This is a genomic window from Draconibacterium sp. IB214405 (assembly GCF_033963885.1).
Lineage (GTDB): Bacteria > Bacteroidota > Bacteroidia > Bacteroidales > Prolixibacteraceae > Draconibacterium.
In genome coordinates this window covers 38,588-54,843 of the sequence record NZ_JAXBMA010000004.1, presented here as the reverse complement: position 1 = coordinate 54,843, position 16,256 = coordinate 38,588, and the positions used below count along the sequence as shown (strand labels likewise).

Here is a 16,256-nt window from a genome sequence, read left to right as displayed (position 1 = left end):
ATTAAAACTTTTGAGTATGTTATCAAAAAATACTTCCCAAATGGAATGCAATGCCCTTGGTCGAAAGTTCTGATTGTAAATACTATACGTTTAAAGCAGTGAAATTGTTTAACTTTTAGTCAAAGTCTTTTTATAAAGGCTAACTGGTGTTGGTTTTTTCTGCTGTTTATTTGATTCCCAATAGCCTGATAACCGACGCTATTCCCTGATGATAAGGACCTTCGTTAAGCGCCACATCAGTTTCCTGTATTTGAATTGAACTCAAGGTCTGGAAGTCCTCTTTCAACTCGTTTTTGTCAAATAGAAAATCAATGTTTTTAGGCCCTCCACTGGTTTTATTGATCTGATTTTTAGTAAATCCCTCTAAAATAATATGACCTCCTAGTTTTAAGTAGGTTGTCAATTTGTTGTGCACTTGATTTCGAATAGATGCTGGCATATGTGCATAAGTTAAACATATACAATCAAAATATTCTTTTTCGAAATTTGCTGTATTGTAATCAGCAATAAGGTAATTAATTTTAGTATTATGTTTATCAGAAAGTGACAATGCTTTTTTTCTGCCTTCGGTGCTCGGATCGAAAGCTGTAACTTCCCAACCTAATGTGGCCGCAAAAACTGCATTTCTTCCTTCTCCTTCGGCCGGACATAAAATTTTACCCGGTTTTAAAAGCGGAAGTTGTTGTTTTAAAAAGTCGTTGGGAGTTTCACCATACGCATATTCTGTTTCACTATACCTATTATCCCAAAAGTTGTCCATTGATATTGTTTATTGTTGAATAAACAAATAAAGTTAAAAGAGGTTTATCGATAAGTAACGAGTAAAAACTATTTGTTCTCGTCCCCGCTTTTTGTTTCGATGAGAACGACTCCATTTGCTCCCCTTGAACCATAAATGGCAGAACTCCCATCTTTTAAAATATCGATACTTTTTACCGTATTTGGAGGGAGCATACCTAAAATACTTCCTTCTCTTTCAATTCCATCCACTACAATTAATGCAGCATTACTGCCGCCCATCGTGTTATTCCCGCGGATTATTACCTCATCACCAATTACCTGCACTCCTGAAAACTTTCCTCTTATAAGTTCATACATATCTGTATAATTTGAGAAATTATCGTGGTCGTCTCTTAAACTCGAAACTGCATTCAGTTTATCTTCGTCAAGTACGTGCCCATATCCAATTGCCAGTGCTTTTCCTTCTTCGCCGGGTTTAAGGTGTAAATTAACAGCAACAAACTTTGTGTTTTCTTTTAGTTTAACGTTTTGTTTATTAAATCCGTGGGCAAAAAAACTTAATTTATCATTATTGTTACAAGCAACAGAAAAACTCCCAAGGGTATCTGTTTTAACGATCTGTTTAGTACTTTTTACCTGAATTTCTACCCCGGATAAAGGGATGTTTTCGAAAGTAGTTACTTTGCCCTGAATACTTCGATCCTGAGCATTCATGTTAGTTGTAATACAAAGACAAACTAAAAATAATAGTTGTGTCAAAAAAAAAACGGTTAGCCATGGTTTTTTGGTTTTAGTTATTAACTGAAATCGAATTAAAATTAATGTAAAAAATTGAATTAATTGTCTGATTAGTAAAATATAAGAGGAGTAATAACCATAATTGAAAGAACTTTTAAGCAAAAAAATGATCCGGCTTTAAATGGTATAGTAATATTCACGACTGAATAATTCCTCACGGACACAATTTATGCTTTTACCATTGTGGCAACGGGTGGTTTTGGGGAACTTCAAGATTTAACTATTAATATGTATCCTTTCTTAGTTATCGGTGGTACAGTACTGAACATTAAGTTCAACGCTGTAATAATTGTATTTGGTTAAAGGACCATAGTAATAAAACATTGGCGGAGACGGGGCTAATGGCTTTCCACTATACACTTCGAAGGCTTTGCCGCCCGGCTTTTGGTAACCCTTTATTACAACCAAAGTGGTATTATCCGAAAACATCCAGTCCTGATCGAAATAGAACCTGATGTTTTGATCGATATACGAAGCAGTACCAATTATTTGACCGTTATCGGCAACAATGGATTCACTTTCATTATTAATGTCGTAATAATAGGTGTTTTCGATCAGTAAGCCACAAAAAGCTACATGAGGAAAACAACCTCCGCCTCCAACCGGAGTATAGGTAGAATAGGATGCTGCAAAATTTGGCTTATCCGAAATGTATTCTCCTGTGCTCCATGCAGATTCTTTTGTTCCAGTTGATTTGTTAACGGCGCTGGCATGTGCAAACAGGTAGATGTTACCACCTTCTTCAAAATCGTACCCCGGGGTAATTTCATTCTGTGATATCGTAAATTGGTATTCCGTTTTACCTGCTGATTTATAGGGAAACCTACCCGGAGTGGGGATATTTTGACTATTGGAAGGAACCGCATCAGGCGTTGTGCCTACCCAAAGTTGCACCTCTTCGAGATCGTAAGTTGAGTTGCCTTTAAATTTTACTGTTAATGTGGTAGAAGTGTTGCTTATTGTTACTGTTCCACTTGATTTTTCATTTTTAAGTTGAAGTGAAATTTGCTTTTCGGCAGAACCACTTTTTAAATTGGTTTCACTTGCAATTAGATTAGTTTCCAGGGAATTCGTTTCTTCTTTCGGATTCACCAGATCCACATCCATACAACTCCAGAAGATCGTACTCATGATTATAAACATTCCGAATAATAACTTTGCTTTCATCGATTTAATTTTTGCTGTGTTTTATCCATTAAAACTTTGTCTTAAAGTTGAGCGAAAAACAGCTCCTTTAAGTTTTATAAGGGTTTGATAAAATTCGGAAGTTGCTGCCGGATAAGAATTACAATTTCCAACAGAAGTCTTTTTTGAAGCGTCCAAAAATAAAAGACTAATACCTTCGTGCTCGTTTTGCACATTCTAAATGCGTGATGTGCAATATTCTACATATCAGTCCAATATATCTTTTTTGAAAGTAGCAGGTATTCAATTCTGTTCGAAAGTTTTTAACGATTAAACGCAAAAGTCTCATTCAGTTTTGTTAAAAACTCGTCAAGTGCGTTGCTGAAGAGTATTCCAGAATCGTACTAAAAATGCAGGTTGAAGAATTTAATTCAATGAAATTTGAACTTCACATTGCATAAAATTGAGGTGAATGAACATAAAAAAGGCATAATTGCTTATGCCTTTTCAATGTTTCTTCTTTATTTTAGTTATGAATTATTTTCCCATTAATCACTTCATCGTTAAACTGAATCCTGTAGAATAGCATGGAAGGAAGGTTTTTATCCGATTGGTATTCAATTTTGTAATTTTTACCGGACACGATGGCTTGATCAAACAATACATCAAGTTTTCGTCCTGAAACATCAAACAGTTCAATCATACATTCTGCATCCTCCTCATGCGAGAATTCAAAATAGAGTTTGTCAGTAAACGGATTTGGGTAAACGTTGATTCCTGGTTCGCTTGAATCAGCGGACAAAATTTGTGCACTTTTCGCAGTGCAATCACTTATCGGGCCTGCGAATGTATAACCTGAAGCATCAATATTTGTAATATAAAGACACCAGGATGCACTTCCTTTAAATTCGGGTGTTTCAACAATAATCTGTCCACTGTTATTTGTAGTTCCTGAAACATAATTGCTTATGTCGTTAAAATATCCTGTTACATCTATATTTGGTAATACTGGATCTATTGTCACGGTTACTGCATATTTTTTTACACCCTTTGGTAGATTAATACTTTCCCAAGGACCAATCGTAGCGGTTATATATTGGGTTCCAGAATTATTGGTAACTGTAATATAATCTGTTTTAGTTTCTGTATCACTTCCTCCCGTGTTGCTTGCAGTTAGCTCGACGGTATATGTGCCGGGATTGGCATATTCGTAAGTTGGGTTTTGTGCTGAAGACGATCCTCCATCTCCAAAATCCCAGCTCCATGATGTTGGATTATTGCTGCTATTGTCTGTAAATTGAACAGTAAGCGGAGCATCTCCTGAAGTTGTCGATGCCGTATAACTCGCATCTGGGGCCGAACCACCTGTAATGGAGCCCCACTCTTGCTCACACATTACCACCGGAGCCGACATTCCGTTATTCACATAAGCATCCCAAAATATATTTCCGGCCTCATTTGTTGTATTTTCGTCACGCAGGAATGTTGCATATTCCAGCGAAATTGTCTGATATAGTAACTGAGCCTTCACATAAGCCGGAGTTTGTGACATTGCGTAGGTCGTTTCATCATAATTTTGATCGTCGTTGTATGAATAAGCAACAACGGGCGATTGAATATTTATTAATTCCAGATTTGTGGCACCTTTTGGAGGAATGCGGTTATCTTTCACAACTTTATTATTTAGTACAAAATGAAAAGATTCACCTGTAACCGGATCTCCTGAAACGCCGGCGGCATTTTCCACAGCATCTGTCATTCCTAAATGAATCTCATAGATTTTTGCATCAACAGTATCCAGTTTTGCAGAATCATAATCATAAGCTCCTGATTCGAATAAAATATTACCATTAGAATCATATGCCTGTAGATTGATCCATATCCTTCTTCCTTCAGGATAGCCCGAAGGTAATTTGTGACCCGTGTTATTCGTGATTGTTACTTTGGCTACGTTGTTTGTTACGGACAAATTCATTGTTGCGGCATTTTGTAACATAAAAAGCGCACGTTCTTTTCCTGCAATTAAAGCATCTCTGTCTACTTCATCCGGATAAAGATCGTAAACCAAATCAGGAATAAAAGTATTGCCTCCGGTCATATCATGTAATGGTAAATCATCCCTATATATTGTGCCACGCTTATTAGCTGCAACTCCTGAAACATCTGCCATATGGCAGTCCTGACAGGTGGATACTCCCTCACTTAACTTATTTCCTCCAAAAGCAGTACCCAATACCGGTTCATCGGCGAAATCACTAATGCTCCATTCACTAAAAGTTCTTTCGATAGGAAGCATATTTTTGGTTTGAAAACCTTCAAGAGTTGTTGGATCTCCTCCGTAAATAGGATTTCCATCTTTATCGATGGCCGGACTACTAACATCATGACAAGTTCCGCAAATTGCCGATTCGCTATGGAAAGGTGAATAAAACATTTGGTGCTTGGCTGCTGCATCAACAAATGGCCCGCGTTTGGCATTGGCATCGTGTGCCACGTACATTCCGTTGCCTGATTGCGGCGGTATCATGGTAATTCCAGACAGGTATTCCTGGTCGGAATTATAGGTGCCATTTAAATAATCAGCATCATTTTGAAACGGATTTACGCCGATTTCAGATGGCTTCACCAGTTTGTGACAGAAATCGCATTGAACCCCTTCACGGTCGTTATTATTTAAAGCAGAACCATCGGTAGGAGTAGAGCGTCCGTTTAACCAGCCATCCGGCGCATGACAGCGGATACACAAATCTCCAGAGCCGGGGGCGTCTTGTTCGGCAATAGCCAAGCAGGCATAAAACAAGGGATCGCGGGCAGCCTGTGCCATCATACTACCACGCCAGTTAAACGCAGGTTCAATAGCCTGATCATAACCACCATGGCAATTGTCGCATTTGTTCGTCTGTTCAATGTTGCCCGATTGGCCCGGTTGCGAGCCGGGCATAAAAAAGTCGTCGATTGATGTTGTGACGCCGGCAATCAATAATATTGAGATGGTTGCCAGAACAATGATTACAGCAGATTTTTTCATCTTGGGTAAAGTTTAAATCATTACAATACTTTCTTTAAATTCTGCACACTGGGCAAAATCCTTTCCCTCGAAAATTTTGATTTGTCTGGCTGGGAGGTGTAAACCTCTTACTTTTAAGCCAATCAAGTTAAGCAAAAATGAAGCAATATGCTATTGATATACAGCATTATACGCAAATTTGGAATTAGTCCTGATAAGAATAGTGTCAGAGGAAAAGTAGTTGTTCAAACATGTTGATTAGGAGCTGTCAAGTCATACAACGTATCTTCGGTGGAGGAAAACAATGAAAGAGGTCACAGAGATATATTCTGCGACCTAATTTATGTTAAGTATTTTGTCAGGTAATGCCCCATATAAAACCTCAACCGGGTGCAAAGCAGATTTGCCCGTTCCATCTTTAATATGATGGCGACACGAAGTTCCGGGAGCAGAAATGATATAATCATCCTCAGCCTTTCGAACGGCTGGAAAAAGTACCATTTCTCCGATTTGCATCGAAAGCTCGTAATGTTCTTTTTCGTAGCCAAACGAACCTGCCATTCCACAACATCCCGATGGAATTTCGCGCACAAAATAGTTTTTAGGGAGTGATAACATTTTTTTCGAAGGTTCGGTTGATGCCACAGCTTTTTGCTGGCAATGTCCGTGCAGTAAAATATGCTGTTCTTCGGAGGTAAAATCCTCTTCTTTTATATTTCCTTTTTCTATTTCTGCAGCAACGAATTCTTCAAAAAGCAGGGTGTTTTTTGCCAACTTTTCTGCTGCCGGTTGCAGTTTTTTTTCAACCAGTTCGGGGTATTCGTCGCGGAAAGCAAGAATAGCAGAAGGCTCAATTCCAACCAGTGGCGTTTCGTCGGTAATAATGTCTTTTAGAAGGTTGATGTTTGCGGTGGCCACCTTTTTTGATGTTCGTACCATACCTTTCGAAAGGAATGTTCGCCCACTTTCTTTGGTTTGTGGAATTTTAACCTCGTACCCCAGTTTTGTGAGCAATAGAATGGCCTTTATACCAATATCACTCTCGTTGTAATTGGTAAACTCGTCGTTAAATAGATAAATTTTACCTTTTGTCTCTTGCTCAGGTGAAGGTACTCCGTTTTCAACCCAGCGGTTTAAGGTAATTTTCGATAAAGCCGGAAGCGTTCTTTTAGTTGAAAATCCGATAGCACTTTTTAATAGCGAAGTACTCATCATAAAATTCGAAATCGGACGGAAAACCATTGCCAGTTTGTTTAAACGCGGCAGGTATCCGATTAACCGCGAACGCATTGGTATTCCATGAATATCGTAATAGTTCTGCAGAAATTCGGCTTTTAATTTGGCCATATCCACATTACTCGGACACTCACTTTTACACGCTTTACACGAAATACAAAGGCTTAAGATATCGTAGATTTCCTGGTGGTCGAACAGGTTCTTTTTATCGTTGTTATACAAGAATTCACGTAAAATATTGGCACGTCCGCGGGTACTTTTATCCTCATCGCGGGTAGCCATAAAAGTAGGGCAGAGGGTGCCTCCAATTACTTCACTTTTCCGGCAGTCGCCCGATCCGTTACATTTTTCAATGCTGCGGAAATAGCCTTTATTCTTCGAAAAATCAAAGTAAGTTTCTGTTTCAGGAATTGCTTTGCCTGGAATAACGCGTAAGTTTTCGGTAATGGGGGGTGTATCAACAATTTTACCAGGGTTGAAAATATTGTCCGGGTCCCATGCTTTTTTCACTGATTTTACCATATTGTAGCACCGATCGCCTAGCATAAATGGTATGAATTTGCCACGTGCTCTTCCATCGCCATGCTCGCCACTCATTGATCCGCGGTATTTTTTTACCAGCGCTGCTACTTCATTCATCAGGGTGTTAAACAGCTCAACATCTTTAGGATCTTTAAAATTAATAAGTGGACGGAAGTGAATTTCGCCGGTAGCAATGTGGGCGTAATAAACACTTTCCAGATCAAGTTTTTTCAGTACTTTTTTGAAATCGGCGATGTAATCAGGAAGGTATTCCGGATGAACGGCTGTATCTTCAATACCGGGCACTCCTTTCCGGTCGCCAGGAATATTAGCTAGCAAACCTAATCCTGCTGTTCGTAGCGACCACACACGTTTTATTTTATCGGCACCGGTTACCAGCGGATAATGATAACCCAAACCGGCTTCCTTTAATTCTTTTTCCAGAGCGGCAGCGGTGTCGTTTAATTCTTTTTCGGTTTCAAACGAAAATTCAATCATCAGCATTGCACCCGGATCGCCTTTTACAAAAAATCGGTTTTTGGCTTGCTCAATGTTTTGTTTGGCCGCCTGCATTACCGGATCGTCCATTAATTCAATGGCCGTTGGTTTGTATTTTAGGGCAACCAGGTTGGCATGCAACGATTCTTCCAGCGTTTTGAAATGTGCACAAACCAATCCTTTATGTTTTGGAGGCAGCGGAATAACATTCAATTTAATTCGAGTTGAGAATGCTAAAGTTCCCTCGGAACCAGCCAAAAGTTTACAGAAATTGAATTTTCCACCACCTTCCGTAAATGGATCGGCATACATTAACTCATCGATGGCATAGCCCATATTTCGCCGGGTAAGCTTTGGATCGGGGAAATTCTTTTTGATTTCTTCCTGGTTCTCTTTGTCTGAAAGTAATTCGTTGATATTGATATAAATAGCTTTCTCCAATTGATTTGGATTACTATTGAGTTTTTGCTGAAATTCATCTTTAGTCAGCGTTTTAAAAATTGTTTCGGAACCATCAGATAAAATCGCATCCACTTCCAGAACATGTTCGCGAACGCTGCCATAAACCAACGAATGCAATCCGCAAGAGTTATTGCCAAGCATTCCGCCGATAACACAACGGTTGGCTGTGGATGTTTCAGGGCCATATTGCATACCGTGTTCGGCCAAAAACAGGTTTAATTCGGCTAAAACAACACCCGGTTCAACAATCACATAATTTTCGTCTTTGTTGAATTCCAGAATTTTGTTCATGTATTTCGACACGTCGACAACAATTCCGCTTCCAACTACCTGTCCGGCCAGGGAAGTTCCTGCTCCCCGGGGAATAATATTGGTATTATTCTCGCGTGCAAAGGCAATGATCTTTTTAATGTCCTCCTTATTTTTTGGCTTGGTAACCGCCAGCGGCATTTCTTTGTATTGCGACGCATCGGTTGAATAGAGTACGCGTTGTACATTGTCGATAAAAAGATCTCCCTCGAGTTGGGATTTTAGTTGGTTGAATTTATCTGGTGTTGTCATAACGGTTCGAAAAACACAAATTTAGCAATAGTTTGTAATTTGTCATACAAATTTTCAGGAGTTCTTTATTTCGGATTTTGGCTGAGGATTTTAACTAATCACCGTTAAAATCAAGTAGGATTTTTATGTTTTCTGCCGGATTTTCCTTCAAGATTTCAAAACCCTTTTGTGTTTCTGAACCGGGAAGAATTTGAGAAATTAACGCTTCTGGCTTTAACCGTTCGTTTTTCAGGTGTTCAATTGCTTCCTCAAATTCGCCATGACTAACGCGCGAAGTGACAATGGTCCCTTCTTTCCATATCAGTTCGCGAAATACTACAGAAGTAGGTTCTGCCGCCAATCCTAAAACGCAAACTTTTCCGCCTCCAACAATCGAGCGGATGCAGCCGGTTATTGGATTTACACTGTCTTTAATTTCTTCGGGATGACCAACTGCTTCGAAAGCTATATCCACACCTTTACCATTGGTCTCCTTTTTAATTCGTTCAACGGGATCTTCCTTTGTTGCAATGATTGGAATAACATTGTCGTAGTATTTTGGGCCGATTGCCAGGCGCTCATCCAGAATATCGACCATAAAAACCGTATTGTCGGTTACGGTGCGAACGGCTTGTAAAATGCACAGTCCAATCTTCCCGGATCCCCAAATAACAATACTGTCGTTTTTCTGAACGTTTGCGCGGTTTTTGGCATGACAGCCGATGCTTAGCACTTCGACTAAAGCCACATGTTCATCCGGGATATTTGCCGGTACTTTGTACAACATTGATGGCGGCAGCGAAACATATTCACCAAAACCTCCGTCCATATCAATACCAATTAGTTTTAAACTGGTACATGCTGGGAAATGGCCTTTTAAACAAGCCGGGCATTTCCCGCACCAGATAATCGGGTCGGGGGCAACTTTGTCGCCCACCTGCCAGCCGGAAACGCCTTCGCCCACTTCGGTTACAACTCCGCCAAACTCGTGTCCCATTATCAACGGAAGTGTTGTTCTTGGATGAAATTCACCGGTGTGGATGTGCTGATCGCTGCCACAAATACAGCCAAACGTTACTTTTAATAAAACCTCGCCCGGTTTGCAGCTTGGTTTTGTTACATCTTTCCATTCTACCTGATTATATTTTGTAAGGACCGCGGCTTTCATTTTTATCTTTTTTTGAATGGTTAAAGATACTTAATCCATCTTTTCTGATAAAGAATAGATAATCTAATTCAGGATAAAAGGAATGTATTTCAAAAATCAGAAATATCCGGTAACGTATGGAATTTTTTTAGAAATTATTTTTACACCTGGCTTTTAATCAGCGAAATTGATGTTGTTTCGCTTTGTGTTATTTCGTAAATTTATATTACCCGGATGCACGATTATTCAAAAAGAACAAGTGTAGATGGAGAAAAATTCTCATACCGACCAAGAGTTTATGGCAAGATTAACCAAACTTGTTGAGGCGAACTTGTCGGATGAGAATTTTGGCGTGAGCGAATTGGCTAAAAAAATAGGGATCAGCCGGTCATCGCTTCATCGGAAACTAAAAGCAAATACCAATAAATCGATTAGTGAGTTTATCCGAGAGATAAGGTTGAAGAAGGCAAAGAAACTGCTGGAAGAAGGGAAAGACAATATCTCGGAGGTGGCTTATAATGTTGGTTTTGGGAGCCCTTCCTATTTTGGTAGGTGTTTTCACGAATACTATGGTTATGCTCCCGGCGAGGTGAAAAAAGGCATTTATCCTGCACCTCAATTTAAAACGAAAGCCGGTAGATTCTTTTCAAACAAAATCAGAATTTGGGTTCTGCTTGTACTTTCGGTTTTGTTTGCAGTGGTTCTTTTTTGGGCGGGCGCTCATTTAATCACCGAAAAATCCAATAGAGAGGAAATTTCAATAGCCATCCTGCCATTCGATAATTTAAGCGAAATAGATAATACCCGTTTTCTGGGAGATGGCATCGTGGAAGATTTGCTCAACCGGCTTTCTGCTATTAAAGGAGTTAAGGTAATTTCAAGAACCTCTACCGAAATGTTTCGGGATAAAGGAGATAAAACAATTCCTGAAATTGGAAAAACTCTGGGAGTTACTCACGTTGTTGAAGGAACGGTACAACGAGAGGAAAATAAACTTCGCATTTCAGTACAGTTGATTAATGCGAAAACCGATGACCATATTCTGTCAAAACAGTATGATCGAAGCCTTGGTAGTTTTTTTGATGTACAGAGTGAAATTGCAGAACAAATAGCTTCAGAATTATCTCTTGCGTTGACCAAAACAGAAAAAGTAGCTCTACAAAAGAATCCTACGACCAATTTGCAAGCGTTAGAATATTATCAGCAGGGGCGTTTTCATTCTTCAAAAAGAACGATTGAAGAATTTCAAAAGGGTATTGAATATTATAAAAAAGCAATTCAGGAAGATCCGGATTTTGCCCAGGCTTACGCCGGACTTGCGGATAATTATCAACTTCTTGTTTTTTATGATCCAAAAGATGTAGTCATTTTTCTAAATCTTAAAAATCATGAGCAAACAAAAAAGAAAGCGTATGAAATGATATCTAAAGCCTTGGAGCTTGATCCAAATCTGGCTGAGGCATATGCGATCTCAGGAACAATGGACACCTATTTTACCCACGACTGGGAAAAGGCAGGACAGGAATTACAAAAGGCAGTGGATCTGAATCCAAATTTTTCGACGGCCCATCAGTATTATGCCGAACTTTTATTTCAGCAAGGCAAATATGATAAAGTCCGGGAAGAAATTGACAAAGCAGTACAACTGGATCCGTTTTCAGCCGTCATTCGTTATTTAAGTGCTAATTATTATTATTGCCAGGAACAGTTCGACAAAGCTATGTCAGAATTGAAAATCGCTTTAGACCTAAATCCTTTATATTCCCGAAACATTCTAATCGAATATAAATTATATCTGGCTCTAGGAGATAGCCTGGCAGCCCTGAAATCTTATAAAAAACTAGGTAATGTAGCGGGATTATGGGCTCCAAAAGACAGTTCGATTGTTTCGCGTTTTACAAGTGTGAGGGATTTGATTGATTGGAATATGAATAAAACTGATTATTTCGATGCTCAATTCAAAGCTACAAATTATGCTTTAGTAGGTGAGGAGGAAAAAGCGCTTGATGTGATTGAAGAAGATCCGGAGAACAGGGCATGGATCACTGGAACCAATGAATTTAAAAAACTTCGTTCAAATCCAAGATTTATTGCCATACGTGAAAAAATGGGATGGCCTCCATTGCCGTATTAAGAATATTCGTGCTACTCCTTATGAGCAGCACAAGCAACTCCTTTTTACAACATAATTTCAAAATAGTAAACATGTTTTCGAGAGAAGCAACATGCTTACTATGACCTGCTTTGCGCTTTTCCTGAACTTGTATATCGGATTAAATCAACTTCAATCCGCATTGTAAAACTTAAAAAATGAGTGATATGAAAACATTCAAACTACTATTTCTTATAGTGGTCTTTGCCAGCCTCATTGTAGGTTGCAGCAAAGATGAATTAACTCCAAACAATGAAGACCTATTGAAAAGTGCTCAACCGATTTCGGTTACAGTTCCATTCGAAGCCCACATGTTGGGTACACCGATCCTTATTGATTTTGAAAATGCTGAATGTGCTCAGGAAGGTTATCCTGTCCATGTTATGGTAGAAGCTGAAGGAACTGCCACACATATGGGAAAAGTCTCTGTTACCTTCGAATTCTGTGCCGGTGGGCAAGATCCTAATCTAGAAGCCCCTCATATGACAGTTGGTGCAAATTCTTGTGTGTTGATCGCTGCCAATGGAGATGAGTTATTTCTCAGTACAGAAGGAGGCGCCGTTGTTATTGGCAGAACCGATGAACATCCTGACTATGTAATCGATTATTGGAAATATCCTTATACAATAACCGGCGGTACCGGCAATTTCGATGGAGCAGAAGGGATAATTTATTCGGATGACTATGACACAGATCTCGATGAGCATTCTGTTCACAACTGGTACGGCGAAATTACCTTAGTAAAGGGAAAAAGGTAATATCGTCCCTCTTAAATGCTAACAATAAAAAACTAAAAAAATTACAATCATGAAAACACTAAAATTTTTAATGGCATTGGTTATTACACTGACGTCTTTTACACTGAATTGTTATTCTCAGTGGCCAGATGAGCCAAATGATACTTATTCGAACGGAAACAAAACAACGTACTATTATTATACAGGTGTTTTTTCTCCCGATCTCCCCGGAGTAGATGAACCAGTAACCGGTTCTGCCGAAGCCTGGTGGACTGTATCGAATATTAAAGCAAAACAACATGAATTAGTTAAGGGTAAATACGTAGGCGATGTTACCGGAACCATTTACTACACATCAAATGTCACAAACTATTGGTTTATTGATGGCAAACTGATAAAGTTTAGTCAGACATTGTGTATTGAAGATGAAGATGGTAAAGTTTATTACACTTCACATGGTAATATGTATATTGATTTTACGGATGGGATACCGTTCCATATGAATTTTTTTGATAGTACTACGGATTGAGTGAAACCACTATTTAACAATTCGAGCTTTTCGCATCATTTTGAGCAAGAAATCAAAACTGCGCCTGGAATCCAATCTTACATGATTTAATCCATAGGATTTCAAGCTGTAGTTACCCCTCCCGTTATTTTATTGCAGGAGGGGTTTTTATTGGATCTGCTCCATCTGTTAATGAATTACTCCCTGAAGCTGGACATGTATCTAAATTCAACTATTTGCGTAACAGCTACTATTAAAAATTACAATTATGGATACAATCAGAGTTTTAGTCGCAATTTTCGGATGCAGTGTATTTCTCATTTCCTGTTCAAACAAAAACAACCAACCGTTTGAAGCCACTTTTACCGGCGATTACGCGCAGGTTTTAACCGGAGACGATGTAAAAGATTGCCCCGATGGATTTGAATGTCGTGTTGTTGTAAACTTTGAAGGAACAGCTACTGAACTGGGAAACATTTCCGGTACATTTAATTTTTGCGCCTGCGGTGCGGAGGGTGAATATGCACCCACCAATTCATTTTTGGTTTCTGAAGACGGCGATACACTTTTCTTTACTTGTAGTGGAAAAGTTATTGAAGGCCGGGCAGCTGACCATCCTGAATTTGTGACTTCGTACTGGCGCGATCCGTTTGTGTTTAAAGGCGGAACCGGACGATTTGAAGGTGCAAGTGGTGGTGGCACAACCGATGATTATAACAGTTCGCAAGATCCGAATTCACATCATCACTGGAAAGGTACGCTTATTTTAAAAAAGTAAATCTTTGTTAGCGATAGCGTCGGAAAAAGCTGTACAGTTCGTCGGTAAGTTGTTCGTAAATTGGCCGTGTAAATTCAATAAATAAATCCTGGTGCGCAGGCAGCGGTATCGCTCTTTGTTGTGTAAGCGCATATTGTTCGTCACTTAAAGCTTCCTCGTCGCCGGCAAAAATAGCATACTGATTTACCCACGTGAACGAACCGGGAATCAGGTTGTCGCGCAGTAAATTGTTGTTTTGGAAATCCACAATTCTGTAATTCAGACGGCCGCCTGAAATAACCTCATCGGTATAGGTTTTTAGTTTTGCGTGATAAGTTTTTGATACAAAAGTTGAATCGGTTACCGGAATCCGAACACGTTTCGACAGGCTTTCTTCTTTTTCGTTGCGAACCAAATTACCCACCGAAAAATCATAAAATTCCATTCGAACAACAAAGTCAGGATTTAATTGAAAATTTTCGGCTTGTTGTGGCGAAAAGAAGTTTACAAAACCCGATGACGGAAATTTGTTATTTACGTATTCAAAAACCTGATTGTAAAAGAATTCGGAGCTAAGTTGGTACTTTTTTGTGCGCACCGTAACTGCTTCAATAACCACATTAACAGTCGCCCATTCTTTGGCGATGGCCATTTTTTCATCAATGTCTTTGTAGCCCGGAATCCAGTTACCGGCTTTGTTAAAATGCGAGTAGGCTGTTCGGGCACTTTCGCGTGTTTCTTCAGCAAGAAATTCCAATCCCGCCTGGTATCGGTCTTCAGCTGCTTTCTCGTGAGCCATATTCAGTTCGGTGCTGTACGATTTTGGATCAGAAATTATCTCACGGGCTGCCGGAGTGCTCCTGATCAGATCATTCATCCGGTTTACCTTGTTCATAATAAGTATGGTGTGTTCCCATTTAAAAGACTGGTTCGATGTCAGCGCCAGGTCGATTTCTTCCTGCGACCAGTCGATGGCAGTTGGGTAACCATCCTTTAAAACTTTTAAAGCTTTTTCGTTGGTTGGATTCGATTTTAAACGTTCAACGGCTTTGGTAATCGCCTCGTAATAATCGCCTCGTTGAAGTGCTTTTTTGCCCGACGAACAGGAAAATAACACAAGTGGCAACAGAAGTAGAATCAGGTTTCTTTTAATCATTTTTGTGTGAAAACAGTTTGCTGGGGCAAATATAGAATTTTGAGTGTTTCTGAAGTCGGTTAACTTGAATTAAAGGTACAATAACCTGCCTAACTCGCCCATTGCTTCGGTGGCTTTCATTTCGAGGAAGATATCGGTAACCGTATTGGTGAAGTGCGATGGTTTTATGTTGACTTCGATAATGGTGGCGCCATGTTGTTTGGCCACAACCGGAATTTCAGCTGCGGGTAACACTTCGGCATTTGTTCCGATTATCAGCAGTACATCGGCTTTGGAGGCTTCTTCGAACGAACGTTTTTTTGCAAATGCAGGAATGGGTTCGTTAAAAAATACCATGTCGGGTTTCAAAATGCCTTTACATACGAAACAAGTGGGAGGGAGGTAATTCAGGTCGGCAAAACTCATGTCGTATTCGGAGCTGCATTCGGTGCAAATCAGTTGCCGGTATGTTCCGTGAAGTTCGTAGACATATTTACTTCCCGCTTTTTGATGCAGGTGATCGATGTTTTGTGTAATAACGGTTTCAACAAAACTGCGTTCTTCCATTTTTGCCAGCATAATATGTGCCGTGTTTGGCTCGGCATCACCCAGACTGTCATAAAAGATTTCCTTAATCTTTTTCCACGACTGCAACGGTTTTTTGCGGAAGAATTCTATTTCAAGAAAAATCGGATCGTTTGTATTCCACAAGCCGTTTTCTCCCCTGAAGGGAGGAATTCCACTTTCAACAGAAATTCCTGCACCGGTAAAAGCCACGGCATATCTCGCTTTTCGGATAAGGTGAGCCGCCTGCCAGAGTTTCTCGATCAGTGATTTTGTTAGAATAGTAGAACTCATAAATTTAAAACTCCCGGAAACGTTGCTGTTTAC

The 16,256-nt window shown here is 39.6% G+C and carries 12 protein-coding genes; 4 read left to right on the top strand and 8 right to left on the bottom strand.

The window, feature by feature from the left end; translation table 11 throughout:
- Positions 1-166: 166 nt before the first annotated feature.
- From SLH46_RS12815 to SLH46_RS12790, 6 genes are all read right to left on the bottom strand, one after another.
- Positions 167-760 carry a class I SAM-dependent methyltransferase gene (locus SLH46_RS12815; RefSeq protein WP_320281594.1) on the bottom strand — a complete coding sequence of 198 codons (594 nt, stop codon included), beginning with the start codon at positions 758-760 and terminating at the stop codon, positions 167-169.
- Positions 761-828: 68 nt separating this feature from the next.
- Positions 829-1,455, bottom strand: a complete 627-nt coding sequence (locus tag SLH46_RS12810) for a TonB-dependent receptor plug domain-containing protein (protein WP_320281593.1) — start codon at positions 1,453-1,455, stop codon at positions 829-831.
- 324 nt (positions 1,456-1,779) lie between these two features.
- Complete coding sequence (locus SLH46_RS12805; RefSeq protein WP_320281592.1) at positions 1,780-2,706, bottom strand: hypothetical protein; 927 nt, start codon at positions 2,704-2,706, stop codon at positions 1,780-1,782.
- A 484-nt stretch (positions 2,707-3,190) separates the two neighbouring features.
- The gene (locus SLH46_RS12800; RefSeq protein ID WP_320281591.1) at positions 3,191-5,692 is read right to left on the bottom strand and encodes a PKD domain-containing protein; all 2,502 of its coding nucleotides are present in this window, start codon (positions 5,690-5,692) and stop codon (positions 3,191-3,193) included.
- Between the two features lie 315 nt (positions 5,693-6,007).
- Positions 6,008-8,950, bottom strand: coding sequence for an FAD-linked oxidase C-terminal domain-containing protein (locus SLH46_RS12795; RefSeq protein WP_320281590.1), 2,943 nt, complete (start codon positions 8,948-8,950; stop codon positions 6,008-6,010).
- A 94-nt stretch (positions 8,951-9,044) separates the two neighbouring features.
- On the bottom strand, positions 9,045-10,097 hold the full coding sequence (locus SLH46_RS12790) for a zinc-dependent alcohol dehydrogenase (protein ID WP_320281589.1): 1,053 nt from the start codon (positions 10,095-10,097) through the stop codon (positions 9,045-9,047).
- A 244-nt stretch (positions 10,098-10,341) separates the two neighbouring features.
- Between SLH46_RS12790 and SLH46_RS12785 the strand changes: the two genes are divergently transcribed.
- The 4 genes from SLH46_RS12785 to SLH46_RS12770 all read left to right on the top strand — a co-directional run bounded on the left by SLH46_RS12785 (position 10,342) and on the right by SLH46_RS12770 (position 14,251).
- A complete protein-coding gene (locus SLH46_RS12785; RefSeq protein ID WP_320281588.1) occupies positions 10,342-12,210 on the top strand; it encodes a FlgO family outer membrane protein in 1,869 nt (622 codons plus the stop codon).
- A gap of 185 nt (positions 12,211-12,395) precedes the next feature.
- Complete coding sequence (locus SLH46_RS12780; RefSeq protein WP_320281587.1) at positions 12,396-12,986, top strand: hypothetical protein; 591 nt, start codon at positions 12,396-12,398, stop codon at positions 12,984-12,986.
- A gap of 49 nt (positions 12,987-13,035) precedes the next feature.
- On the top strand, positions 13,036-13,494 hold the full coding sequence (locus SLH46_RS12775; RefSeq protein WP_320281586.1) for a hypothetical protein: 459 nt from the start codon (positions 13,036-13,038) through the stop codon (positions 13,492-13,494).
- Between the two features lie 247 nt (positions 13,495-13,741).
- Positions 13,742-14,251 carry a hypothetical protein gene (locus SLH46_RS12770; RefSeq protein WP_320281585.1) on the top strand — a complete coding sequence of 170 codons (510 nt, stop codon included), beginning with the start codon at positions 13,742-13,744 and terminating at the stop codon, positions 14,249-14,251.
- Between the two features lie 7 nt (positions 14,252-14,258).
- On the opposite strand, the gene SLH46_RS12765 is transcribed toward SLH46_RS12770, so the two are convergent.
- Both SLH46_RS12765 and SLH46_RS12760 read right to left on the bottom strand, forming a co-directional pair.
- Positions 14,259-15,386, bottom strand: a complete 1,128-nt coding sequence (locus SLH46_RS12765) for a hypothetical protein (protein ID WP_320281584.1) — start codon at positions 15,384-15,386, stop codon at positions 14,259-14,261.
- A 69-nt stretch (positions 15,387-15,455) separates the two neighbouring features.
- Positions 15,456-16,223, bottom strand: a complete 768-nt coding sequence (locus SLH46_RS12760) for an SIR2 family NAD-dependent protein deacylase (RefSeq protein WP_320281583.1) — start codon at positions 16,221-16,223, stop codon at positions 15,456-15,458.
- Positions 16,224-16,256 lie beyond the last annotated feature (33 nt).